This window comes from Stenotrophomonas sp. YJH_SMC_135, assembly GCF_059372355.1.
This window is the reverse complement of record NZ_JCAFVN010000007.1, coordinates 35,716-58,979: the sequence shown is the minus strand read 5'-3', so window position 1 is coordinate 58,979 and position 23,264 is coordinate 35,716. Positions and strand designations below refer to the sequence as shown.

Here is a 23,264-nt window from a genome sequence, read left to right as displayed (position 1 = left end):
AAGGGCGGGTTTCTTCGCGGGGACCAGCAATCCTTGCGGATTACTTGATCTTGCCTTCCTTGTACAGGACGTGCTTGCGCACGACCGGATCGTACTTCAGGAATTCCATCTTCCCCGGGGTGTTCTTCTTGTTCTTGTCGGTCGTGTAGAAGTGGCCGGTACCGGCCGAGGAAATCATACGGACCTTATCGCGCTTGCCTGCCATGATGCTTTACTCCTCAGACCTTTTCGCCGCGCGCACGCAGCTCAGCCAGAACGGAATCGATGCCGTTCTTGTCGATGGTGCGCAGTGCATGCGCGGAAACACGAAGCTTGACCCAGCGGTTCTCGCTGGCCACCCAGAAACGGCGCTCGTGCAGATTCGGCAGGAAACGACGACGGGTCTTGTTGTTGGCGTGCGAGACGTTGTTACCCGTCTGCACTCGCTTGCCGGAAACCTGGCATACGCGGGACATTGCGCACCTCGATAGTAGTAGTTGTCAGCCCGTAGCCCGGGCGACGGCGGCCTCGATGGTTGCCCACCACACGTCAAGAGAATCAAAGGGTTACGCTGGCGTTGGGCGGCCGGGGACGTGCTCCCGGGGGCGCCGCCCGGTAGAAAACCGGACACAGCGAGCCGCGCATTATGCACGGGTTCAAACACTTGCGCAAGTTACCCACAGGCGGGGACTGGACCGGCGGGGCCGGGGGGACTTCGCCAACCGGCATACTGGCCCGGATCACTGCGGAGCTTTCCATGCGGCTGCTGGCCCTGACCTACGGAACCGAAGGCGATACGCGTCCGCTGGCCATGCTCTGCCATGGGCTGATCAGCGCAGGCCACGCGGTGACACTGCTGGCCGATGGCGGCACCCTGGGCAGCGCGCAGGCCCTGGATGTGCCCCACGCGGCCCTTGAGGGTGACATCCATGACGAAGTGGTCGCCCTTGTCTCGCGGGGCAACGGTGTTGCCGCCGCCAGTACCGGTCTGGCACGGATGGCGCTGCAGCATGTCAGCGGCTGGATGCGCCAGGCCGATGCCGCCGCCGAAGGCTGCGATGCGATTCTGACCGGCGGACTGGCGGCCCTTGTCGGCATGAGCGTGGGCGAACGTCGGGGTCTGCCGGTCGTCGGCACCGGCATGATTCCGCTGACCCCGACGCGAGCCTTCCGCTCTCCGTTCCTGCCGCCCGGACGCTCGCCGGGCTGGTTGAACCGGGCCAGCTACGGGTGGGTCAACGGCCTGATCTGGCGCCAGTTCCGTCGGCCGATCAACGCGGCACGCCAGCAACTGGGGCAATCGCCGCGTCGCGCGCTGTGGTCCGGCCTGCCGATGCTCTATGGCATCTCGCCGCAGCTGCTGCCGCCACCGGCGGACTGGCCGGCCGACCACATCGCCTGTGGCCAATGGCGGCTTCCTGATGCGCCCTGGACGCCGCCAGCCGATCTGCAGGCCTTCCTCGATGCCGGGCCGCCGCCGGTCTATCTGGGCTTTGGCAGCATGACCGGATTCGATCGCGAGCGCGTGCTGCCGGCCCTGCTGCAGGCGCTGGCACCGCGCCGGGTGCTGCTGTTTCCAGGGTGGGCCGGATTGCCGACGGGTGCGCTGCCAGCAGATGTGTTCGTGCTCGGCCCGACGCCACACGAAGCACTGTTCCCGCATTGCGCACTCGCCATCCACCATGGTGGCAGCGGCACCACGCATTCGGCCTGCCGCGCCGGCATTCCCTCGCTGGTGATGCCGTTCGCCGCGGATCAGTTCTTCTGGGCCGATCGCCTGTATCGGTTGGGCGTGGCACCGGCACCGTTGTCACCGAAGCGACTGGATGCAGCAACGCTGGCGGCAGCCATCACCTTCGTTGAAACCGACGCAACACGCGCACGCGCGGCGGCCCTGGGCGTGGCGATGGGCCATGAGGACGGGGTGGCCTGTGGCGTGGCGATGATCGAGCGCTGGTTACGGCCGGTGTAACAGCGGGCAAGCCTCAGCGCAGGTGCGAAATCACCTGCGCCAGCAGATGGGCATCCTTGAGCGCGCCGTGCAGGCCGCGCTGGCTGGGAATGCGCAGGCGCTGCAGCACATCATCCAGCTTGTTGCCTTGGCCCGGCCAGCGCCCGCGCGCCAGCTTCAGGCTGCAGGTGATGCGGCAATGCTGGGCCAGCGTGCCGGGAATACCGGACAGACGCAGCTCGTTGTCCAGGAAGCCCACATCGAAGGTGGCGTTGTGCGCGACCATCTCGCTGCCGCGCAGGAAGTCCAGCAGTTCGGCGGCCTTGCTGGAAAACAGTGGCTTGCCCACCAGCATCGCATCACTGATGCCGTGCACGCGCTGTGCACCCCAGTCGACCCTGCGCTGCGGCTGCAGGTAGGTGTGGAACTGGCGGCCGGTGAGCTGGCCATCGATCAGTTCGACGGCACCGATTTCGATCACCCGGTGCCCCAGGCGGTGGGAGATGCCGGTGGTTTCGGTATCCAGTGCGACGATGCGACTCATGCGTGGCGATGTGTTCTGTTGCGTGCGGTGGTGATTTTCGCATGCCGGTAGAGCCGGGCCCACGCTCGGCTGGCGCGCGTAGCGCGGGCTTGGTGATGCCAGAAGCAGCCGAGCGTGGGCTCGGCTCTACAGATGCGCGCGCGCGATCAACCCAACGCCTCCACCACCCAATCGATGAACACCCGCAGCCGCTGGCTCATGTGCCGGTTCGGCGGGAACATCACATGCATCGGCATCGGCGGCAGCTGCCAGTCCGGCAACACCGGCAACAGCTCGCCGCGCGCCACGTGCGGCTCGGCCATGTAGCTGGGCAGCGCCACCACGCCCAACCCCGCCAACGCAGCGGCCAGATAGGCGTTTCCATCATCGAAGCCGACCGTATAGCGGCCCTGCACCTCAACGCGTTCATCACCGCGCTGTGCAACGAACACGCGTGCGCGGCCACTGCGCGGGCTGAGGAAGCCAACCATGTGGTGATCGGGCCCTTGCAGCGCGCGCGGATCGGTCGGCAACCCGAAACGCTGCACATAGCCGGGGCTAGCGTGGAAGCCGATCGGCAGCGCCGCCAGCGGCCGCGCCACCAGTGCCGGGTCGGCCGGGGTGCCACCCCGGATCACGCAGTCGACGTTGTCGGCGATGACATCGACCTCGCGGTCACTCACGCCGATGTCCAGCTGGATCTCCGGGTAGCGCGCCTGGAAATCCGGCAACGCCGGCACCAGCCGCAGCCGCGCGTACGGCCCGGGCACATCCACGCGCAGGCGTCCGCGCGGCTGGCTGGCCGCGTCACCCAGCCCGCCTTCCACCTCTTCCAGCTCGGCCAGCAGGCGGGCGATGCGCGGGTAGTAGGCCGCGCCGTCAGCGGTCACACTGACCCGGCGCGTGGTGCGGTTGAGCAGGCGCAGCCGCAGGTGCGCCTCCAGCTGCTGCACCAGCTGGGTGGCCGTGGTGCGGCTGATCTGCAGGGTCTGCGCGGCGCGGGTGAAGCTGCCGGTTTCCACCACCCGGGCAAAGGCCCGCATCGCCTCGAAACGGTCCATGGCGGGCCATGATTGTTTGGAATTGACAATCAATCTAGGCCGATCATCGCGGTTTATCCAGACAGCGCTGACGGGGAGGATGGCGTTCTCTCCCACGGGATCTTCCCCATGTCACAGCGTGATGTCGTTTTCCCCGCCGGCCGCCAGGCCCTGTACGAGCGCAACCGCTACTCGCCTGCGATCCGTTCCAACGGCTTCCTGTTCGTATCCGGCCAGGTCGGCAGCCGTGAGGACGGCTCGCCCGAGCCAGACTTCGAAACGCAGGTGCGCCGCGCTTTCGAGAATCTCAATGCGGTGTTGGCTGCTGCCGGCTGCACGTTCGATGACGTGATCGACGTGACCGTGTTCCTGGTCGATCCAGAGAAGAACTTTGAGAAGGCCTGGGCAATCGTGCCGGAGTATTGGGGCGAGGCGCCGCACCCGACCCTGACCGGTATCGGCGTGACCTGGCTGTACGGGTTCCAGTTCGAGATCAAGGTGATCGCGAAGCTGCCGTGATACGGGTAGTGCCGGCCGCTGGCCGGCAACGCGGTGGGGTCGAAAAGCGTGTCGACCAAGGTCGACACCTACCAGAGCACATGTGCGCGGCGCACCCGAACGGTGTGGTGGGGTCAGAGCCCTTTCCGGAGGAAAGGGATCCGACCCCGCGCCCGGCCCAGCTGAACGGGAGATTCCGACGAATTCCCGAAGCGTCCATTGATATTGTATCCGGCGAAAACCGCTTGCTAGCCTGCCGTCCATGCGCTGGATCACCCGCCACCTCCGTTCGACCCTGCTGATGCTGCTGATGGCGGCATTCGTGGTCGTGCCGGTGGCCGACGCGCTGGCCTGCACGGTGGAACCGCACGCCAGCACGGTGCATGTGGAGTCCGCACCGGATGCCGATGGCGATGCCGACGGCAAGCACGTCGGTGCCTGTGGCCACAACCACTGCCACCACTCCAATCTGAGCCTGCCGGCCAGTACCTTCGCCGCCTTCGGTGCGCCGCTTCCGGCGCGCTGGATGAATGCCGGCGACGCGGCGACCTATGCGGTCGCCCAGGATGAACTGACGCGTCCTCCCCGGGCGTGAGTTGAGCGCGTCCCGCATTCGCGGGCTTCGGTTCCCCTCACCTCCGGAAATTCTTCATGTCGACCCTGACACGTCGGCCGCTGCGTGCGGCCGGGCGGGTCGTCGCCGTGTTGCTGGGCCTGGCCCCGGCGGCATCGGTGATGGCGCAAGCCGCCCCTTCCTACGACACCCTGCTTGAACGCCTGGACCAGCTGCCCGGCACCCGCGTCGGTGCGGCGCTGGCCGAGGCCGCCGACGCGCGCGCCGACCAGGCCCGTGCGTTGCCCAACCCTTCCCTCTCTTACTCCGCCGAAAACGCCTGGGGCACCGGCTCCTATGGCGGCATGGGCAAGGCCGATACCGTGCTCACCCTGTCCCAGCCGCTGGAGGTCTGGGGCCAGCGTGGCGCGCGTGTCCGTGCCGCCCGTGCCGAGGCACAGGCCGCCAACCTGCGTGGTGCCCAAAGCCGCAGCGACGTGGCCAGCCAGCTGGCGGTGGTCTATGCACAGGCGGAAAGTGCACTGCGCCGCTACACCCTGGCCGAAGAAGCACTGAGCCTCACCCGCGCTGACGCCAACGCGGTCAACGCGATGGTCAAGCAGGGCCGCGAGCCGCAGCTGCGCGCCGTGCAGGCGCAGAGCGAAGTCGCCAACGCCAGCGCCGCGCTGGATGAGGCGCAGGCCTTCCGCGATGCCGCGCTGGCCCGCCTGGCCGGTGCCGCGCTGCTGGATGCGCCGGTGCAGTCGATCGGCGACAGCCTGCTCGACCGCGCGCCGCCGTTGCCACGCGGTGCCACCGATACCGCGCTGGCGGTGCGCATCGCCGAAGCCGAAGCGGATGCGGCGGGCAAGCTGGTCGACGTGGAGCGCAAGCGCGCCCTGCCCGACCTGAGCGTCACTGCCGCGCAGACCCGCTTCCGCGAGGGGGGCGAGCGCGCCTACAACCTCGGGGTCAGCCTCAGCATCCCGCTGTTCGACCGCAACCGCGGGGGCATACGCGCCGCCAATGCCGACCAGCGCGCGGCCGAGGCACGCCTGGACCAGCAGCGCCGCGACAGCGAGGCGGCACGCCTCTCCGCGGTGGCCGGTTTGAAGGCCGCCGGCAGCCGTACCCGCGCCGCCGATGAAAGCGTGGTCGCCGCCGAAGAGGCGTATCGCCTGGCCCGCATCGGCTTCGACGCCGGGCGCATCTCGCAGCTGGAACTGCGCAGCACGCGCAGCGCCCTCATCGCCGCCCGCGGCACCGCCGTGGATGCGCGCCTGTCGCGCGTCGCCGCGGAAATCGATCTTGCCCGCCTTGAAGGGCGCGCACCTTTTGTGGAGGTCCCATGACGCTCTCCCGTACTTTCCCGCTGATCGGCGGCGTGCTGCTGGCCGCGCTGCTGGCCGGCTGCGCTGGCAACGCGCAGACGCCTGCCAATGAAGACCCGGCTGCGGCCAAGGCCGGCACCGACGATGGCCACGGCCATGCCGCCGACAGCAAGGAGGCCAAGGCCGAATCCGCAAAGGCGCCCGCCGATGGCGATGAGGGTGTCGTGCAGCTGACTCCTGAGCAGATCAAGGCGTCCGGTATCGAAGTGGTCGCGGTCGGTCGTGGTGGCGGTAGCTCCACGCGCCTGTCCGGCCGGGTCGAACCGTCGGTCGGTGCACGCGCCTCGGTGGCGTCGACCGTGACCGGCCGCGTCGAACGCGTGCTGGTCGCACCGGGCACCGCGGTGAAGCAGAACCAGGCACTGGCGATCGTGGTCAGCGGCGAAGCGGCGGTGTTCCGCGCCAATGCGCTGGCCGCCTCGGCCGAAGCCGAGGCCGCGCGCCTGGCCTATGGTCGCGACAAGGCGCTGGTCGACCAGGGCGTGGTCGCCCGCCAGGAGATGGAAGCCTCGCGCGCACGGTCGCTGGCGGCACAGGCCCAGGCCGCTGCCGCGCAGGCCCAGGCCGCTGCCAACGGTGCGCCCGATGCCAGTGGCCGCGTGCGCATCACCAGCCCGGTGGCCGGCATCGTCGGCAACGTGCAGGTCACTCCGGGCGGTGTAGTCGCCGCCGGCAGTGCAGTCGCCGATGTCGCCGACCCGACAATGAACGAGCTGGTGTTCACCGCACCGCCGGCGCTGGCCGCACAGGTCACGCCCGGCATGACGCTGGAAGTGAGCGTGCCGGGTGGCAGCTTCACCGCCACCGTCACCGGTTCGGCCGCCGATGTGCGCCAGCAGGGCGGCGTCGCGGTGATCCGCGCCACCCCGGTGGATGCGTCGCTGCCGCCGGCCGGTTCGCCGGTCTCGGCCGTGGTGGTCACCGAAGGCCGGGACGGTTCGCTCAGCGTCCCGGCCGATGCAGTGCAGAACGTTGATGGCAGCAGCGCGGTGTTTGTCGCCGTCGAAGGTGGCTTCAAGGCGCAGCCGGTGCTGGCCGGGCGCCGTGCCGGTGACCGCATCGAGATCCTCGCTGGGCTGACCGGCAGCGAGCGCATCGTCGGTGCCAATGCCTTCCTGCTCAAGGCCGAGCTGGCCAAGGGCGAAGCCGAGCACGGCCACTGAGGAGGCGACCATGTTCAAGCTGATCATTGAAACAGCGGTGCGCCACCGCTGGCTGGTGGTGTTCATGGCCGCGTTGATCGCCGCGGTGGGCCTGTTCCAGCTGGGCAAGCTGCCGATCGACGCGGTGCCGGACATCACCAACCGTCAGGTACAGATCAACACGGTGGCACCGGCGCTGACACCGGAGCAGATCGAGCGGCAGGTGACCTATCCGCTGGAAACCGCGCTGGCCGGCATCCCCGGCCTGACCACCACGCGTTCGCTGTCGCGCAATGGTTTCTCGCAGGTCACCGCGATCTTCACCGATGCCACCGACATCTACTTCGCCCGCCAGCAGGTGGCCGAACGCATGCGCGAGGCATCGGAAGACCTGCCCGATGGTGCATCACCGATGCTGTCGCCGGTCACCACCGGCCTTGGCGAGGTGCTGATGTGGACGGTGGACTTCACCGCGTTCGATCCGGCCAAACTGGCCAAACCCGATGAAGCGGGCTGGCAGGCCGGCGAGGTCTACCGCACACCGGAAGGCAACCTGCTGCGTACGCCCGAAGAACGTGCGACCTACCTGCGCACCGTGCAGGACTGGATCATCGCGCCGCAGATGCGTTCCAGCCCGGGGCTGGCCGGCGTCGATACGGTCGGCGGCTACGTCAAGGAGTACGGCGTGCATCCGGACAGCGCCAAACTGGCCGTGCACGGCCTCGGCCTGGCCGACCTGGTCACTGCCCTGCAGCGTTCCAACGTGCAGGCCGGTGCCGGCTTCGTACAGCGTGCCGGCGAGGGCCTGGTGGTACGTGCCGACGGCCTGGCGCTGACCACCGACGACCTGGCACAGGCCCCGGTGGCGACCCGCAATGGCGTGGTGGTACGCGTAGCCGATGTGGCCACGGTGGAACTGAGCCGCGCGCCGCGGCTGGGTGCGGCCAGCCGCAACGGCCATGAAGCCGTGCTGGGCACCGCGCTGATGATTGCCGGTGGCAACAGCCGCACCGTGGCCCAGGCAGCGGCCGCGCGCCTGGAACAGGTAAACAAGTCACTGCCGGCCGACATCGTGGCGGCACCGGTGCTGGACCGCAGCGTGCTGGTCAATTCCACCATCAAGACCGTCGCCAGGAACCTCACCGAGGGCGCGCTGCTGGTGGTGGTGGTGCTGTTCCTGCTGCTGGGCAACCTGCGTGCGGCAACGATCACCGCGCTGGTGATTCCGCTGTCGTTCCTGTTCGCAGTGATCGGCATGAACCGCTTCGGCATCAGTGGCAACCTGATGAGCCTGGGTGCGCTGGACTTCGGCATCCTGGTGGACGGTGCGGTGATCGTGGTCGAGTCGACACTGCTGATGCTGGGCCAGCGCCGCGCCGAACTGGGCCGTGCGCTGACCGCGATGGAACGCCTGCGCGTAGCCGCCGATTCGGCCATTAAGATGGCGCGCCCCGCGGCCTTCGGCCAGCTGATCATCCTGCTGGTGTTCGCGCCGATCCTCACGCTGGAGGGCGTGGAGGGCAAGACGTTCCACCCGATGGCGGCCACGTTCATGCTGGCCCTGGTCGGTGCCTTCCTGTTTTCCTTCACCTTCGTGCCGGCGATGGCCGCGCTGCTGGTGCGCGAGCCCAAGGTGAAGGACGGCGATGCGCACGCGGACGACGGCGAGCACGAAACCAGGCTGATCCGCGTGCTGCGTGCGCGCATCGAACCGGTGGTGCGCAAGGCCGTGGCGCACCCGCGCACGGTGCTGGCCGGTGCGGTGATGATGGTGGTGGTGGGCATCGGCGCGTTCTCGCTGCTGGGCCGCGAGTTCATGCCGACCCTGGATGAAGGCAACGTGGCGATGCAGGCCCTGCGCGTGCCATCGACCTCGCTGGAGCAGTCACTGGCAATGCAGCTGGCGCTGGAAAAGGCGATTGCCAAGCAGCCGGAAGTGGAAACCGTGTTCTCGCGCACCGGTACCGCCGAGGCGGCGATCGACCCGATGCCGACCAACATTTCCGACAGCGTGATCGTGTTGAAGCCACGCAAGGACTGGCCCGATCCGACGCTGGCCAAGGACGCACTGGTGGCGCGCTTCGAGAAACTGGCCGGGCAGCAGCTGGGCAACAGCTTCGAGTTCAGCCAGCCGATCGAGCTGCGCTTCAACGAACTGATTTCCGGCGTGCGTACCGACCTGGCCGTAATGATCTTCGGTGATGACTTCAGCCAGCTGCAGAAGGTGGCCGACCAGGTGGCGTTGAAGCTGCGTGCGGTGGATGGCGCGGCCGACGTGCGGGTGGAACAGATCTCCGGCCTGCCCACGCTCAACGTGGCGATCGACCACGTGGCGGCGGCACAGTACGGGTTGAGCGCTGCAGATGTGAGTGATGCGCTGTCCACCGGCATCGGCGGTACCACGGCCGGCAAGATCTTCGAAGGCGACCGCCGCTTCAACGTGGTGGTGCGCCTGGACGATGCCTCGCGCAACGATCCGGACCAGCTGGCCTCGCTGCCGATCGCCACGCCATCGGGGCTCGTGATTCCGTTGTCGTCGGTGGCGCGCATTACCGTGAGCGAAGGGCCGAACCAGATCAGCCGCAACAACGGCAGCCGCCGCGTGGTGGTGCAGGCCAACGTGCGCGGTCGCGATCTGGGCGGCTTCGTCGGCGAGGCGCAGGCTGCGGTGGCCGACGTGGCGCTGCCGCCGGGCGCCTACCTGACCTGGGGCGGTCAGTTCGAGAACCTGCAGCGCGCGGAGAAGCGGTTGGCAACCGTGGTGCCGGTGGTGTTCCTGCTGATCGGCAGCCTGCTGTTCATGGCCCTGCGCAGCGGCAAGGAAGCGATTCTGGTGTTCAGCTGCGTGCCGTTGGCGCTGGTCGGTGGCATCCTCGCGCTGCTGCTGCGAGGCATGCCATTCTCGGTATCGGCGGCAGTTGGCTTCATCGCCGTCTCCGGCGTGGCCACGTTGAACGGCCTGGTGCTGATGCAGGCGATCCGCGAACGCCTGGATGCCGGCGACCTGCCGCTGCAGGCGGCGATCAACGGTGCCTCGAGCCGCATCCGCGCGGTGCTGACCACGGCGCTGGTGGCGATCGTCGGCTTCATCCCGATGGCGATTGCCAGCGGTTCCGGTGCGGAGGTGCAGAAGCCGCTGGCCACGGTGGTGATCGGTGGCCTGATCACCGCCACCGTGCTGACCCTGCTGGTGCTGCCGACCTTCGCAGCACGGGTGGCCAAGCCGCGGCCGGTGGGGTGAGGCGAGAGGGGGTCGGAGCCCTTTCCACAGGAAAGGGATCCGACCCCGTGACCGGGTCGGGTTGCCGGCCAGCGGCCGGCACTACCCTTGCACGGTCAGGCCTTCTTGCGCTCGGCGATGTAGGCCTGGATCTGCTGTTCCAACACCGGCAGCGGCACCGAGCCCTGCTTGAGCAGGGTGTCGTGGAAGCCCTTGATGTCGAACTTGTCGCCCAACTCCTTCTCGGCCTGCGCACGCAGGCGCACGATGGCGATCTCGCCCAGCTTGTAGCTCAGCGCCTGGCCAGGCCAGGAGATGTAGCGGTCCACCTCGGTGGTCACTTCATGCTCGCTCAGCGCGGTGTGGTCACGCAGGTAGGCCAACGCCTGCTCGCGGGTCCAGCCCTTGCTGTGCACGCCGGTGTCGATCACCAGGCGCGCGGCACGCCACATCTCGTAGGTCAGGCGGCCGAAATCCTCGTACGGGGTTTCGTAGATGCCCATCTCCACGCCCAGTTTCTCGCAGTACAGCGCCCAGCCTTCGCCATAGGCGGAGATGTAGGCGTTGCGGCGGAACTCCGGCAGGTTCTTCTGCTCGGCGGCGATCGCGCCCTGCAGCGAGTGGCCCGGATCGGATTCATGCAGGGTCAGCGCCGGCAGGTTGTACAGCGGGCGCGACGGCAGGTTGTAGGTGTTGAGCCAGTAGGTGCCCATGCCACCGCGGCCGGCCGTCCAGAACGGTGCGATGTCCGGCGGCACCGGCACGATGGTGAAGCGCGCGCGCGGCAACGTCATGTACTTGCCCAGCTGGCCGTCCGCCCGCTTGGAGATCCACGCGGCACGCGACAGCAGCTCTTCCGGCGTCTTTGCATAGAACTGCGGATCGGTACGCAGGAAGGCCAGGAACTCGGCGAAGCTGCCCTTGAACTTCACCTGCTTGATGATGTCGTTCATTTCCTTCTGGATGCGCTCGACCTCGCCCAGGCCGATGCGGTGGATCTCGTCCGGCGACAGGTCCAGCGTGGTGTATTCGTGGATCTGCTGCCGGTAGTACGCCTTGCCATCGGGCATCGCTTCTGCGGCCAGGGTGGTGCGCGCCTGTGGCACGTACTCGTTGACGAAGAAGGTGCGCAGCTGCTGGAACGCCGGCACCACCTTGCCGCTGATCGCCGCGCGCGCCTGCGCCTGCAGCCTGGCCTGCTCGGCGGTCGGGATGGTGGTGGGCAGCTTCTTGAACGGCGCGTACAGCGGCGATTCGGTCGGGTCCTTCAGCTCGGCGACGGTGGCGATGGACACTTCGCGGCCATCGAGCACCGCGCGCGGCACGCTGAAACCACGCTTCAGGCCGGCGCGCATGTTCTCGGTCTGCTGGCCGAAGTAGCGCGGTACATCATTCAGGCGTGCGATGTAGTTCTGGTAGTCCTGCACGGTCTTCATCTCGCGCCGGGCCATGAAGGACAGGTTGGACCAGAACGAGGAATCGGCGTTGAACGGCATCTCGTAGCCGCGCAGGCGCGTCTCTTCGGCCAGGTTGAACACCTGGTCGTGGTAGATCGCGTAGTTGACCTGGTTGTCGGCCGACAGGGTCTTCGGGTCGATCTTCTTCAGCGCGGCCAGGGTCTCATCCCACACCTTCAGGCGCGCCTGCTGCGCGGCCGGGCCGACGTCGGGCATGCGGGTGGCGTTGGCCGGGGCGTCCTCGTCCTCGCTGGCCTCGCCACCGCCCTGCTGGCGCCACTTCCATTCCTTCTCGTACAGCGCGCGGAAGGCGGCGTCGGCGGGCGATTCAGTAGCCACGCCGGACGGTGCGGCGGGGGCGGGCGGCGCGGCCAGGGCCACGGCGGGGGCGGACAGGGCGATCAGCAGGGCAACGGCAAGACGGGTTTTCACGAGCACAGGTTCCCGGGAAGGCAGACCCCGATCATGGCACCGCCCATCGCCCGTGGCATGGGACGAAGGTCCTGCCTGCGCAGCAGACCGGGGCCCCGGTAGCCAGGTACGCAGTAGACCCACGTCATGCGTGGATGCGCCGCGGATCCGGACGGGGTGATCCGGACGGGGTCAGAGCCCTTTCCCATGAAAAGGGATCCGACCCCGGGGCCTCAGTGGCTGGCCTTGTCTCGCTTCCAGCCGCGGTGCTTGATGTCCAGGTGCAGGCTGTACAGCGCGGTGAACGCCGGGAACAGGTTCTGCAGCACGCCCACCGAGTCCTGCTTGGCCGAGAACAGGAAGTAGCTCAGCGTCATCAGGCTGCCGAGCACGCTCATGTACCAGAACAGGCGCGGGATCACCGGCTTGCCGGCGCGCTTGGACGCGACGAACTGGACCAGCCAGCGGCCGCCGAACATCAGCGCGCCGGTATAGCCGATCAGCTTCCAGCCGGTCACGTGCAGGCCGGTCCAGTACAGCCAGGTCAGCGGCTGGTCGAGCCAATGCAGCTCCAGATCCATCAGCGCTCCTCCACCGCGGTGCGCTTGCTGCGGGTGATCAGCCAGGCCACGCCACGCAGGTCGCGGATGCCGACCAGCGCGCGGCCGAGGTTGTTGTACTTGGACACGCCAGCGGTACGGTGGCGGTGGTTGACCGGCACGCTGGTGGTCTTCCAGCCGGCGCGCTGCATCAGCGCCGGCAGGTAGCGGTGCATGTGGTCGAAGTACGGCAGGTCGAGGAACGCGCTGCGTTCGAACAGCTTGATGCCGCAGCCGGTATCGGGCGTATCGTCGCGCAGCATGCGTGCACGGATGGCGTTGGCCCATTTGCTGGCCCAGCGCTTGCTGCCGCTGTCCTGGCGGTTGACGCGCCAGCCGGCGAACAGCTTCACCTGCGCCTCGGCGGCGTCGCGTGCGGCGAGCAGCTTGGGGATATCGGCCGGATCGTTCTGGCCATCGCCATCCAGGGTCGCGATCCACGGCGCGCGCGCGTGCTTGACGCCGGTGCGCACCGCGGTGCTCTGCCCGCTCTGGTTCACATGGTGCAGCACGCGCAGTTCCGGGGTGGTCGCCTTCAGTCCCTGCAGCACCGCCAGGGTGTCATCGCGCGAGTGATCGTCGATGTAGACGATTTCGAACGGCAGCCGGCCACGCAGCGCGGCGGTGATTTCGGCGACCAGCGGGGCGACATTGTCGCGCTCGTTGAATACCGGGACGACAACGGAAAGCTCGGGTTGGCTCATAAGGCACTCGGCCAAAGGGGGGACAAAGACCGCGCATTCTCCGCTGCCGAGGTTATCCGAAGATGAACCCCGCGGCGTGAGGATCCATCCTCAGGCGCGATCGCCAAAATACTCGCGGCACCACTGCACCACAGGCGGCAGGCCTTCTTCGATCGGGGTCACCGCATCGAAGCCGAAAGCGTCATGTGCGCGCCGGGTATCGGCCATCGTGCGCACCATGTCGCCGGGCTGCATGGGCTTGTACACCTTCTGCGCGGGGCGGCCGGCGGCCTGCTCGATCACGCTGATGAAGCGCTCCAGCTCGACCGGCGTATGGTTGCCGAGGTTGAACACCCGGTGCGGCACCGGGCCGTCGGCCGGATGCGCGAGGGCGCCGAGGATACCGGACACAATGTCGGAGACATGTGTGAAATCGCGCTGCATGCGGCCTTCGTTGAACACGTCGATCGGCCGCCCGGCCAGCACCGCGCGGGAGAACAGCAGCGGTGCCATGTCCGGCCGGCCCCACGGGCCATACACGGTGAAGAAGCGCAGGCCGGTGGCATGCAGGCCGTACAGCTGCGCGTAGGTGTAAGCCATCAGCTCATTGGCCGCCTTGGTCGCCGCGTACAGCGAACGCGGCTGGTCTACGCGCTGGTCCTCGGAGAACGGCGGCGTGGCCGAATCGCCGTAGACCGAGCTGCTGGAGGCATACACCAGGTGCTGCACGCCGCGGTGGCGGCACAGTTCGAGCATGTTGACGAAGCCGACCAGGTTGCTGTCGACGTAGGCGTGCGGGTTTTCCAGCGAATAGCGCACGCCGGCCTGGGCGGCCAGATGGATCACCGCCGTCGGCTGCACTTCATCGAACAGCGCAGCCAGGCCCTCGCGGTCGGTCAGGTCCAGCGCGCGCAGGTCCAGCGACGGGCACAGCGCGGCCACGCGGTCGCGCTTGATCTGCGGGTCGTAGTAATTGTTGAAGTTGTCCAGGCCGACCACGGCCTGGCCGGCCTCCAGCAGTGCGCGGGCGGTGTAGGCACCGATGAAGCCGGCAGCGCCGGTGAGCAGGATGGTCATGGCAGGGGCCTGGAAACGAAGTTCAGGCCCCTGATGTTACCGGTCTCAGAACAAACCGAAACGCTTCTTCGCCACGTTGGTGCGGCCGGGTTCGATTACATCCTGGATCTTCTTCGCGTCGAAGCGGTCGAGCAGCGCCTCGGCGCCCTTCCTCAGCTTCAGGTCCATCTCTTCGGGGTACAGCGGGACCAGGCTCATGAAGCTGATGGTCTTGCCGTCGTCCAGTTCCAGCGTGGCAAAGTCCTCCGGGGTGGTTACCGGCGGCAGCACGATGGCGCCGTCGAAGCCCACGCCCGGCGCATAGGGCTCGCTGGGATGGCCGTTGGGAATGGTGTGGCCGAAGCCCAGCCAGGTGTCGTACTCGTGCGGCAACCGCGCCATGCCCTTCAGCAGGCGCACCGGCCAGTAATTGCGCTCGTCCTCGAAGGCGTCCTGGGAGATGGGCCAGTCCGCCGGCAGGGTCACCATCAGTTCCATGTAGCGCGGCACGTCCGCGTCCACCTCGGCGGGCACGGTCATCGGCAGGTCGCTCATGCCGGAGGTGACCAGGCGCAGGTAAGGGCAGTGGTCATTGGCCGGCACCACGTGCACGTCGATGTGCACCAGGTCGGAGATGATCTCGTGGAAGACACCGGACACCGGGCCCAGATGGCGTTCGAGGTGGGCGCTGATCGCCTCGATGTGGCGTTCTTCGCCGGTGGCGAGCACGAAGTCCTTTTCGCGGCGATGTACCAGTATCTGGGTGCCGTCCGGGCTGACGTCCTCGTATTCGTTGCTCATATCCTGCTCCCTGGATGAGGCCACGGACCGGAAGGCAGTGCATTCCCACGGCGCGCGCGGCGGTACGTTCCCTGTCATTGGCGGGACACGGCAGGAACGGGCCGCGCCCCCTGTCACTGCGCCGGGCTCAGCCCTGGCGCGTGCGCAGCTTTTCCAGCACGCCGTCCAGGGTATCCAGGTCGGTGTAGTGGATGATCAGCTTGCCCTTGCCGCCACGGCCATGATTGATCGCCACCTTGGCGCCCAATGCTTCGGACAGTTCGGTTTCCAGCGAGGCGATGTCGGCCTGCTGCACCTTCGGCGTGGCCGCCGGGCGGTTGCTCGGCACCTTGCCGGCGGCGAAGGCCTGCGCACGGCGCTCGACCTCGCGCACCGACCAGCCTTCATCGGCTGCTTCCTGGGCCAGCTTGCCGGCCAGCTCGGGAGCCAGGGTCAGCAGCGCGCGGGCGTGGCCCATTTCCAGGCGGCGGGTTTCCAGCAGCAGGCGGATCGCCACCGGCAGCTCCAGCAGGCGCAGCAGGTTGGACACCGCCGCGCGCGAGCGGCCGACGGCCTCGGCGGCCTCGGCATGGGTCAGGGTGAACTCGCTGATCAGGCGCTGCAGCGCCTCGGCTTCTTCCAGCGGATTGAGGTCTTCGCGCTGGATGTTCTCGATCAGCGCCATCGCGATGACGGTGCGGTCTTCCAGCTCGCGCACCACCACCGGCACTTCGTCCAGGCCGGCCAGCTGCGATGCGCGCCAACGGCGTTCACCGGCGACGATTTCGTAGTTGCCTGCCGGCAGCTGGCGCACCAGGATCGGCTGGATCACGCCCTGCGACTTGATCGAGTCGGCCAGCTCGGACAGCTTGCCCTCGTCCATCTCGCGGCGCGGCTGGTACTTGCCCGGCTGCAGCTGGCCGACCGGCAACTTGCGCAGCACTTCACCCGGCAGCGGCTCGATCACCGCGGTGGTGGCCTGCACCTGGCTGACCGCGCCTTTCGGGCCCAACAGCGCATCCAGGCCACGGCCGAGGCCTCGCTTCTTGGCTGCCGGCTTGCTGCTGGTCATCAGACGATCTCCACGGCCTTGCCGGCCTTGTTGCGTTCGTTGTTGCGGCGGATGATCTCGCCGGCCAGGCCCAGGTAGGCCACGCCACCGCGCGAGGCGCGGTCGTAGCCGACGATGCTCTGGCCATGGCTGGGTGCCTCGGCCAGGCGCACGTTGCGCGGCACGATGGTGCGGAACACGCGGTCGCCGAAGTGCTCGGTGAGCTCGGCCGACACTGCGTTGGCCAGGTTGTTGCGCACGTCGAACATGGTGCGCAGCACGCCTTCGATCTCCAGCGCCGGGTTCAGGCTGGTGCGCAGCGCTTCGATGGTTTCCACCAGCGCGCTCAGGCCTTCCAGCGCGTAGTACTCGCACTGCATCGGCACGATCACCGAGTCGGCGGCGGCCAGCGCGTTGAGCGTCAGCAGCGACAGCGCCGGCGGGCAGTCGATCAGGATGTAGTCGTACTCGTCGCGGATCGGCGCCAGCGCGCGCTTCAGGCGCTGCTCGCGCTCGCTCTGGCCCATCAGCTGGATCTCGGCGGCTGTCAGGTCGATATTGCCGGGCAGCAGGTCGTAACCCTCGGCAGTCTGCACGCGTACATCGGCAGCGCTGTTCTCGCCGAGCAGCAGGTCACAGGTGGAGGCGGCCAGCTCGCGTTTGTCCACGCCACTGCCCATGGTCGCGTTGCCCTGCGAATCCAGGTCGACCAACAGCACGCGCTTGGGTGCGTTGGCCAGGGAAGCGGCCAGGTTGACGGCGGTCGTGGTCTTGCCGACGCCACCCTTCTGGTTGGCGATGGCGATGATGCGGGCCATGCGGGTGTGCCTCGTCGACGTGTGCTGGGACCGGTCATTATGCGTACAACCGGCCCCTTGCGGAAATCGTGGATCGCCAACCCGTTGTTCCACAAGGGGCTGGCGGCGGGAATCAGGGGCCTGTAACAGTGACCAGGTGGCGTTCGCCGGCCAGGCCGGGCACGCTCAACGGGGTCACCTCACGCACCTGCCAGCCCGCCGGCAGGTCCGCGATCTCCTCATGCGGGTGGACGCCCTTCATGGCCAGCAACACGCCGCCGGGGCGCAGCAGGTGGCCACCGACGCGGACGATGCCGGCCAGGGTGTCCATCGCGCGCGCGGTCAACTGGTCGTAGCGGCCGGCCTCGTCCAGCGCCTCGGCGCGCGACTCGGCCACGCGGGCGTTGCCCAGGCCGAGCTGGCGCACGGCTTCGCGCATGAAGCGCGCCTTCTTGCCGTTGCTCTCGACCAGGGTGACCTGCAGGCCCGGGCAGGCGATCGCCAGCGGGATGCCGGGCAGCCCGGGGCCGGTGCCAAGGTCGGCCAGGCTGCCGTCGGCCACGAACGGCTGCATCGCCAGCGAGTCGAGCAGGTGGCGGGTGACCATCTCCTGCGGGTCGCGGATGGCGGTGAGGTTGTAGGTGCCGTTCCAGCGGTGCAGCAGGGCCAGGTAGCGCAGCAACGGCGGCGCCAGCGCGGCGTCCAGGCCCATGCTGGCCAGGCCCTGTTCCAGCGTGGCAGACACGCTGGCGGGAAGTGGGTGTTCGCTCATGCCGGCATTATCGCCGGTTTTGCGCGCCGATTCCCCGCTTCAGTGTGGATACCAGGCCAATGCGGCGCGGAACTGGCCGCTGGCCTGCCACTCGTGCAGGTGCCAGCGCGCGGCCTCGCCCAGTTCCGGGTCGCACCAGCGCAGGTGCAGGGCGCCATCGGGCCCGGGCGCCAGCTGCAGGCGGTGCAGGCCGAACGAGATGCCCTGCCCATGCGCCTTCAGGATGGCCTCCTTGACGCACCATACGCGGAAGAACCAGTGCTCGCGCCCGGCCTCATCCAGGCGTTCCAGCCAGGCCACCTCCTGCGGGTGGAAGAAGCGCCGCACGATTTCCAGCAGGCGCGGTCGCGGCCGCAGCAGCTCCAGGTCCACGCCCAGCCGCACGCCTTCGCCCAGCGCCACCAGCAGCACCTCGCCGCTGTGGCTCCAGCCGGTGCCGTAGTGGGCCAACGGGCCGCTCAGTTCCGGCCGGCCCTTGTCATCACGGACCAGCGGCAGCGTCTGCGGGTCGGCGCCCAATGCCTGCGCCAGCACCTGCCGCGCCTGCGGTTCACCACGCTGGCCCGGCACATGCGGGCGCCGCCAGACCGTCACCGGACCGAAGCGCCACGGGCCATCGAGGGTGGCTGGCAGGCTCATCCGCACACGCCCATCACGCAATTCCACGACGGGTTCACAGCCCTGCGCGTCAACTGGTCACAGTTCCCCACCGGAGGTTCGATCATGGGCATCATCATCTGGCTGATCGTCGGCGGCATCGTAGGCTGGCTGGCCAGCATCATCATGAAGCGCGATGCCCAGCAGGGCATCATCCTCAACATCGTGGTCGGCATCGTCGGCGCGCTGATTTCCGGCTGGCTGTTCGGCGGCGGCATCAACGAAGCGATCACCCTCCGCACCTTCCTGTTCTCGCTGATCGGTGCGGTGATCCTGCTGGCGATCGTCAACCTGTTCACCCGCAAGAGCATACGGTGATCTGAGGGTAGTGCCGGCCACTGGCCGGCAGATGTTCCAGAACGGGCCCGGCAATCGTCGGGCCCCGTTCGTTCAACCGATCTGCACCCAGGCCGGCGCATGGTCACTCGGGCGTTCCCAGGTGCGCGGCTCGCGGTCGATGCCCGAGGCCACCGCACTGCCCTTCAGCGCGTCTGAGACCAGGGTCAGGTCGATGCGCAGGCCCAGGTTGCGGCGGAAGCCGGCGGCACGGTAATCCCACCAGCTGAAGGTGCCCGCCTCGTCATTGTGCAGGCGGAAGCCATCGTGCAGGCCCAGCTGCAGCAGCTTGTTGAGTGCGCCGCGCTCGGCGGTGGAGGTCAGGATGTGGTTGTCGTTCCACACCGCCGGGTCGTGCACGTCGCGCGCGTCCGGGGCGATGTTGAAGTCGCCCATCACGATCAGCTTCGGGTGGCGCTGCAGTTCTCCGGCGATCCAGGCATGCACCGCTTCCAGCCAGCGCAGCTTGTAGTCGTACTTGTCGGTACCGATGTCCTGGCCGTTGACCACGTACAGGTTGATCACCCGCAGGTCGCCGAAGGTGCCGGCGATGACGCGCTTCTGCTCGTCCTCGAAACCGGGAATGCCGATCTGCACGTCCTGCGCCGGCTCACGCGACAGCAGCGCCACGCCGTTGTAGGTCTTCTGGCCGGCGAACACGCTGCGATAGCCTGCGGCGATCAGCGCCGAATCGGGGAACTTGTGGTCCTCCAGCTTGGTTTCCTGGATGCCGACGATGTCCGGGCCGAACTCCCTGAGCCACTGCTCCAGGTGCGGCAGGCGGACATTGAGCGAATTGACGTTCCACGAGGCGATTTTCATGCGGGCATTCTACCCGGGCCAGCTTTGGTAGACGCCAACCTTGGTTGGCGCCGGCAATCACCCTGTGCCAACCAAGGTTGGCAGCTACCAGAATGGGCCGCGTGGGTTGGCACCCACCGGTAGTGCCGGCCGCTGGCCGGCAACCCCATGAACCGTCGGCAAGACCCTGCAGTTGCCGGCCAGCGGCCGGCACTACCGAAGCAGCAGCTTCAACAACCCCGCAATCTTCGAATACGGCGGCCGCAGCCGGTCGCTGGCCGCCCAGCGCGACTGCCACAGCACCGGCAGCCGCTTGCTCATCGCATCGAACCCGGCGCGGCCGTGGTACGCGCCCATGCCGCTGGCCCCTACACCGCCAAACGGCAGGCCATCGGCGGCGAAGTGCAGCAGCGTGTCATTCACCGTCACCCCGCCGGACACCACCTGGCCAAGGATGCGCTCCACCGTCGCCGTGTCGTGGCTGAAGGGATACAGCGCCAGCGGCCGGTCGCGGGACAGCACGTCGCCCAGCGCGGCGTCCAGATCCGGGTAGGCCCGCACCGGAAGGATCGGGCCGAAGATCTCCTCGCCCATCAGGTCCAGGTCGTCCGGCGGGTCCAGCACCACGGTCGGCACCAGCAGGCGCTCGCGGTCGGCGCGCGCGTCATCCACCTGCGCCAACGGAATCACCGGCACCCCGCGTTGCCGCGCCTGTGCCAGATAGCCCTGCAGGCGCCGGTACTGACCTTCATTGATGATGCGGGTGTAGTCGTCGGCATCGCTGAAGTCGCCATAGCGCTCGCGCACCTGCTGCTGCAGCGCCTGTACGAATTCGCGCTGGCGAACGGTATCGATCAGCACGTAATCCGGCGCGATGCAGGTCTGGCCCGCGTTGAACCACTTGCCGGTGGCCAGCCGCGCAGCGGCTTTGTCCAGCGGGAAATCGCGACAGACAATCGCCGGCGACTTGCCGCCCAGCTCCAGTGTGACCGGTACCAGATGCTCAGCGGCGGCGGCCATCACCTTGCGGCCAACCGCCGTCGAGCCGGTGAACAGCAGATGGTCCAGCGGCAGCGACGACACCGCTGCGGCCACATCCGCCCCGCCCTGCACCACCGCCACCCGATCGGGCGGGAACACGCTGGCCAGCAGATCGGCCAGGAACGCGCTGGTGCGCGGCGTGTGCTCAGACGGCTTCAGCAGCACGTGGTTGCCCGCAGCGATGGCGGTGGCCAAAGGCACCAATGCCAGCGTGACCGGGTAGTTCCACGGTGAGATCACCCCGACCACGCCGAGCGGTGTCGGCCGCAGCTGCGCGCGCGCCGGCCACAGCTTCCAGCCGGCCGATACGCGCTGCGGCTTCGACCAGCGCCGCAGGTGGCGCCGCAGGTGGTCGATGGCCGACAGCACACTCATGCCATCGGCCAGTTTCGATTCAACGTGGGCGCGATGCCCGAAGTCCTCGGCGATGGCCTGGGCCATTTCGTCCAGGCGCGGCTTCAATGCCTCGCGCAGGCGGCGCAGGTCGGCTTCGCGCTGGTCGAGCGTCGGGCGCTGGGCCTGCCAGGCGCTGCGCAGGGTGTGCAGGAGGGCGGGAAGGTCTGCCGGCGTGGTGGTGGTCATGGGCCGACTATACGGGGTGCTGCGCAACGCAATGGTAGTGCCGGCCGCTGGCCGGCAAGGGCTTCATGTCCGCGGCGATTCAGGAGGTTGCCGGCCAGCGGCCGGCACTACCGGATGCGGGCCGAGTGGGCACGGCCCACAAGCAGAAAGGCCGCGGTCTGCACCGCGGCCTTTCCTTCACTGCATGGAACCCACCGGTTACTTGGTGATATCCACGTTCTTGGTTTCGCGCAGGAACAGGCCGCCGATCACCACCGACATCAGTGCGATCGCAATCGGGTACCACAGGCCGTAGTACAGGTTGCCGGTACCGGCCACCAGCGCGAACGAGATCGCCGGCAGGAAGCCACCGAACCAGCCGTTGCCGATGTGGTACGGCAGCGACATCGAGGTGTAGCGGATGCGGGTCGGGAACAGTTCGACCAGGTAGGCGGCGATCGGGCCATAGACCATGGTCACGTACAGCACCAGCAGCCACAGCATGAAGATGGTGCCGGCGATGTTGATGCGGGCGCCATCGGCCTTGGCCGGGTAGCCGGCGGTGGTCAGGGCGGTCTTCAGTTCCGCACCGAACGCATCGGCCTTGGCCTTGCCTTCTTCCTTGGTCAGGCCGGCGGCCTCATACGAGGTGACGCTGGCGCTGCCCACGTTCACCATCGCCAGCGAACCGGCGGCGGCGGGCTGCACGTCGTACGGCACACCGGCCTTGGTCAGCGCGGCGGTGGCCACGTCGCAGGAGCTGGTGAACTTGCGCAGGCCGACCGGATCGAACTGGAACGAGCAGGTAGCCGGATCGGCCACGACCAGGGCCGGCGAGCTGCTGCGGGCTTCTTCGATGGCCGGATTGGCGAAGTGGGTCAGGCCCTTGAAGATCGGGATGTAGGTGATGGCCGCCAGCAGGCAGCCGGCCAGGATGATCTTCTTGCGACCGATGCGGTCGGACAGCCAGCCGAAGAAGATGAAGAACGGCGTGCCCAGTGCCAGCGCAGCGGCGATCAGCAGGTAGGAGGTGGTGGCATCGACCTTCAGCATGCTGCTGAGGAAGAACAGCGCGTAGAACTGGCCGCCGTACCAGACCACCGCCTGGCCAGCCGCCGCACCGAGCAGGACCAGCAGCATCAGCTTCAGGTTGCCACCCTTCAGGCTGTCGCGGAACGGGGTCTTGGAGCCCTTGCCTTCAGCCTTCATCTGCTGGAACAGCGGCGATTCGCTCAGCTGCAGGCGGATCCATACCGAAATGCCCAGCAGCAGGATCGAGACCAGGAACGGGATGCGCCAGCCCCAGGCTTCGAAGGCCTCGTTGCCCAGCGTCATGCGGCAGGCCAGGATGATCAGCAGCGACAGGAACAGGCCGAGCGTGGCGGTGCACTGGATGAAGCTGGTGTACAGGCCGCGCTTGTCGTCCGGCGCGTGCTCGGCCACGTAGGTGGCGGCACCGCCGTACTCGCCGCCCATCGCCAGGCCCTGGGCCAGGCGCAGGATGATCAGGATCACCGGTGCGGCGAAACCGATCGAGGCGTAGTTGGGCAGCACGCCGACCAGGAAGGTCGAGATGCCCATGATCAGGATGGTGACCAGGAAGGTGTACTTGCGGCCGATGCGGTCGCCGAGGCTGCCGAAGAAGGCCGCGCCGAACGGACGCACGAAGAAGCCGGCAGCGAACGCCAGCAGGGCGAAGATCATGCCCGTGGTTTCATTGACGCCACTGAAGAACTGCTTGGCGATGATGGCCGCGAGCGAGCCGTACAGGAAGAAGTCATACCACTCGAAGACCGTGCCGAGGCTCGAGGCGAAGATGACTTTCTTGTGGCCCTTGGTCAGGGTGCCCGCCGCATGGTGCGGGCCTGGTGCAGTGCTGGACATAAGACGCTTCCCCTCCGAAGCAATCGTTGTGGGTGGGTGCCGACCGTTGGCCGGCATTCAATTCGGTAGGTACCAACCTTG

General features: G+C 67.8%; 23 protein-coding genes. 7 read left to right on the top strand and 16 right to left on the bottom strand.

Annotation, left to right across the window (positions count from 1 at the left end; all coding sequences use genetic code 11):
- Positions 1-40: 40 nt before the first annotated feature.
- Both rpmG and rpmB read right to left on the bottom strand, forming a co-directional pair.
- Entirely contained in the window at positions 41-208 is a 168-nt protein-coding gene (gene rpmG / locus AC5P98_RS19175) for a 50S ribosomal protein L33 (RefSeq protein WP_169411268.1), read from the bottom strand.
- 10 nt (positions 209-218) lie between these two features.
- On the bottom strand, positions 219-455 hold the full coding sequence (gene rpmB / locus AC5P98_RS19170; RefSeq protein ID WP_005411638.1) for a 50S ribosomal protein L28: 237 nt from the start codon (positions 453-455) through the stop codon (positions 219-221).
- Between the two features lie 281 nt (positions 456-736).
- Between rpmB and AC5P98_RS19165 the strand changes: the two genes are divergently transcribed.
- Entirely contained in the window at positions 737-1,951 is a 1,215-nt protein-coding gene (locus AC5P98_RS19165; protein WP_049407178.1) for a glycosyltransferase, read from the top strand.
- A 13-nt stretch (positions 1,952-1,964) separates the two neighbouring features.
- Here the strand turns inward: AC5P98_RS19165 and dnaQ are convergent, their stop codons facing one another.
- Positions 1,965-2,474 carry a DNA polymerase III subunit epsilon gene (gene dnaQ / locus AC5P98_RS19160; RefSeq protein ID WP_049407177.1) on the bottom strand — a complete coding sequence of 170 codons (510 nt, stop codon included), beginning with the start codon at positions 2,472-2,474 and terminating at the stop codon, positions 1,965-1,967.
- Between the two features lie 146 nt (positions 2,475-2,620).
- Positions 2,621-3,514, bottom strand: coding sequence for a LysR family transcriptional regulator (locus AC5P98_RS19155; RefSeq protein ID WP_075075841.1), 894 nt, complete (start codon positions 3,512-3,514; stop codon positions 2,621-2,623).
- A 108-nt stretch (positions 3,515-3,622) separates the two neighbouring features.
- Between AC5P98_RS19155 and AC5P98_RS19150 the strand changes: the two genes are divergently transcribed.
- The 5 genes from AC5P98_RS19150 (at position 3,623) to AC5P98_RS19130 (ending at position 10,318) form a co-directional block, all read left to right on the top strand.
- Positions 3,623-4,012, top strand: coding sequence for a RidA family protein (locus AC5P98_RS19150; protein ID WP_014648873.1), 390 nt, complete (start codon positions 3,623-3,625; stop codon positions 4,010-4,012).
- A gap of 241 nt (positions 4,013-4,253) precedes the next feature.
- Positions 4,254-4,586, top strand: coding sequence for a hypothetical protein (locus AC5P98_RS19145; RefSeq protein WP_014648874.1), 333 nt, complete (start codon positions 4,254-4,256; stop codon positions 4,584-4,586).
- A 56-nt stretch (positions 4,587-4,642) separates the two neighbouring features.
- A complete protein-coding gene (locus AC5P98_RS19140; RefSeq protein WP_049407169.1) occupies positions 4,643-5,896 on the top strand; it encodes a TolC family protein in 1,254 nt (417 codons plus the stop codon).
- Positions 5,893-7,098, top strand: a complete 1,206-nt coding sequence (locus AC5P98_RS19135) for an efflux RND transporter periplasmic adaptor subunit (protein ID WP_049407166.1) — start codon at positions 5,893-5,895, stop codon at positions 7,096-7,098. Before AC5P98_RS19140 ends, AC5P98_RS19135 begins: the two co-directional genes overlap by 4 nt.
- A 10-nt stretch (positions 7,099-7,108) precedes the next feature.
- Positions 7,109-10,318, top strand: a complete 3,210-nt coding sequence (locus AC5P98_RS19130) for an efflux RND transporter permease subunit (protein WP_049419117.1) — start codon at positions 7,109-7,111, stop codon at positions 10,316-10,318.
- A gap of 95 nt (positions 10,319-10,413) precedes the next feature.
- On the opposite strand, the gene AC5P98_RS19125 is transcribed toward AC5P98_RS19130, so the two are convergent.
- From AC5P98_RS19125 to AC5P98_RS19085, 9 genes are all read right to left on the bottom strand, one after another.
- Positions 10,414-12,186 carry a DUF885 domain-containing protein gene (locus tag AC5P98_RS19125; RefSeq protein ID WP_100450808.1) on the bottom strand — a complete coding sequence of 591 codons (1,773 nt, stop codon included), beginning with the start codon at positions 12,184-12,186 and terminating at the stop codon, positions 10,414-10,416.
- Positions 12,187-12,398: 212 nt separating this feature from the next.
- A complete protein-coding gene (locus AC5P98_RS19120) occupies positions 12,399-12,746 on the bottom strand; it encodes a lipid-A-disaccharide synthase N-terminal domain-containing protein (protein ID WP_014648879.1) in 348 nt (115 codons plus the stop codon).
- Positions 12,746-13,468: a glycosyltransferase family 2 protein gene (locus AC5P98_RS19115; RefSeq protein ID WP_005420380.1), complete on the bottom strand. Its 723-nt coding sequence runs from the start codon at positions 13,466-13,468 to the stop codon at positions 12,746-12,748. The genes AC5P98_RS19120 and AC5P98_RS19115 overlap by 1 nt, the downstream gene beginning before the upstream one ends.
- Positions 13,469-13,558: 90 nt before the next feature.
- Positions 13,559-14,524 (bottom strand): NAD-dependent epimerase/dehydratase family protein, encoded by a 966-nt coding sequence (locus AC5P98_RS19110; protein WP_100450809.1) that lies wholly within the window; start codon positions 14,522-14,524, stop codon positions 13,559-13,561.
- Between the two features lie 45 nt (positions 14,525-14,569).
- Positions 14,570-15,304, bottom strand: a complete 735-nt coding sequence (locus AC5P98_RS19105) for a suppressor of fused domain protein (RefSeq protein ID WP_049407664.1) — start codon at positions 15,302-15,304, stop codon at positions 14,570-14,572.
- Between the two features lie 127 nt (positions 15,305-15,431).
- Entirely contained in the window at positions 15,432-16,355 is a 924-nt protein-coding gene (locus tag AC5P98_RS19100; RefSeq protein WP_014648883.1) for a ParB/RepB/Spo0J family partition protein, read from the bottom strand.
- A complete protein-coding gene (locus AC5P98_RS19095; RefSeq protein WP_014648884.1) occupies positions 16,355-17,152 on the bottom strand; it encodes a ParA family protein in 798 nt (265 codons plus the stop codon). Before AC5P98_RS19095 ends, AC5P98_RS19100 begins: the two co-directional genes overlap by 1 nt.
- A 112-nt stretch (positions 17,153-17,264) precedes the next feature.
- Complete coding sequence (rsmG, locus tag AC5P98_RS19090) at positions 17,265-17,903, bottom strand: 16S rRNA (guanine(527)-N(7))-methyltransferase RsmG (protein WP_032957829.1); 639 nt, start codon at positions 17,901-17,903, stop codon at positions 17,265-17,267.
- Positions 17,904-17,942: 39 nt separating this feature from the next.
- Entirely contained in the window at positions 17,943-18,542 is a 600-nt protein-coding gene (locus tag AC5P98_RS19085; protein ID WP_046433275.1) for a 4'-phosphopantetheinyl transferase family protein, read from the bottom strand.
- A gap of 84 nt (positions 18,543-18,626) precedes the next feature.
- On the opposite strand from AC5P98_RS19085, the gene AC5P98_RS19080 reads away from it, so the two are divergent.
- Entirely contained in the window at positions 18,627-18,878 is a 252-nt protein-coding gene (locus AC5P98_RS19080) for a GlsB/YeaQ/YmgE family stress response membrane protein (RefSeq protein ID WP_014648887.1), read from the top strand.
- 72 nt (positions 18,879-18,950) lie between these two features.
- Here AC5P98_RS19080 and xth read toward each other — a convergent pair whose 3' ends face one another.
- From xth to AC5P98_RS19065, 3 genes are all read right to left on the bottom strand, one after another.
- Positions 18,951-19,718 carry an exodeoxyribonuclease III gene (gene xth, locus AC5P98_RS19075; protein ID WP_049407663.1) on the bottom strand — a complete coding sequence of 256 codons (768 nt, stop codon included), beginning with the start codon at positions 19,716-19,718 and terminating at the stop codon, positions 18,951-18,953.
- A 192-nt stretch (positions 19,719-19,910) separates the two neighbouring features.
- Positions 19,911-21,320: a coniferyl aldehyde dehydrogenase gene (locus AC5P98_RS19070; RefSeq protein ID WP_495230156.1), complete on the bottom strand. Its 1,410-nt coding sequence runs from the start codon at positions 21,318-21,320 to the stop codon at positions 19,911-19,913.
- Between the two features lie 198 nt (positions 21,321-21,518).
- Positions 21,519-23,183: an MFS transporter gene (locus AC5P98_RS19065; RefSeq protein WP_014648890.1), complete on the bottom strand. Its 1,665-nt coding sequence runs from the start codon at positions 23,181-23,183 to the stop codon at positions 21,519-21,521.
- Positions 23,184-23,264 lie beyond the last annotated feature (81 nt).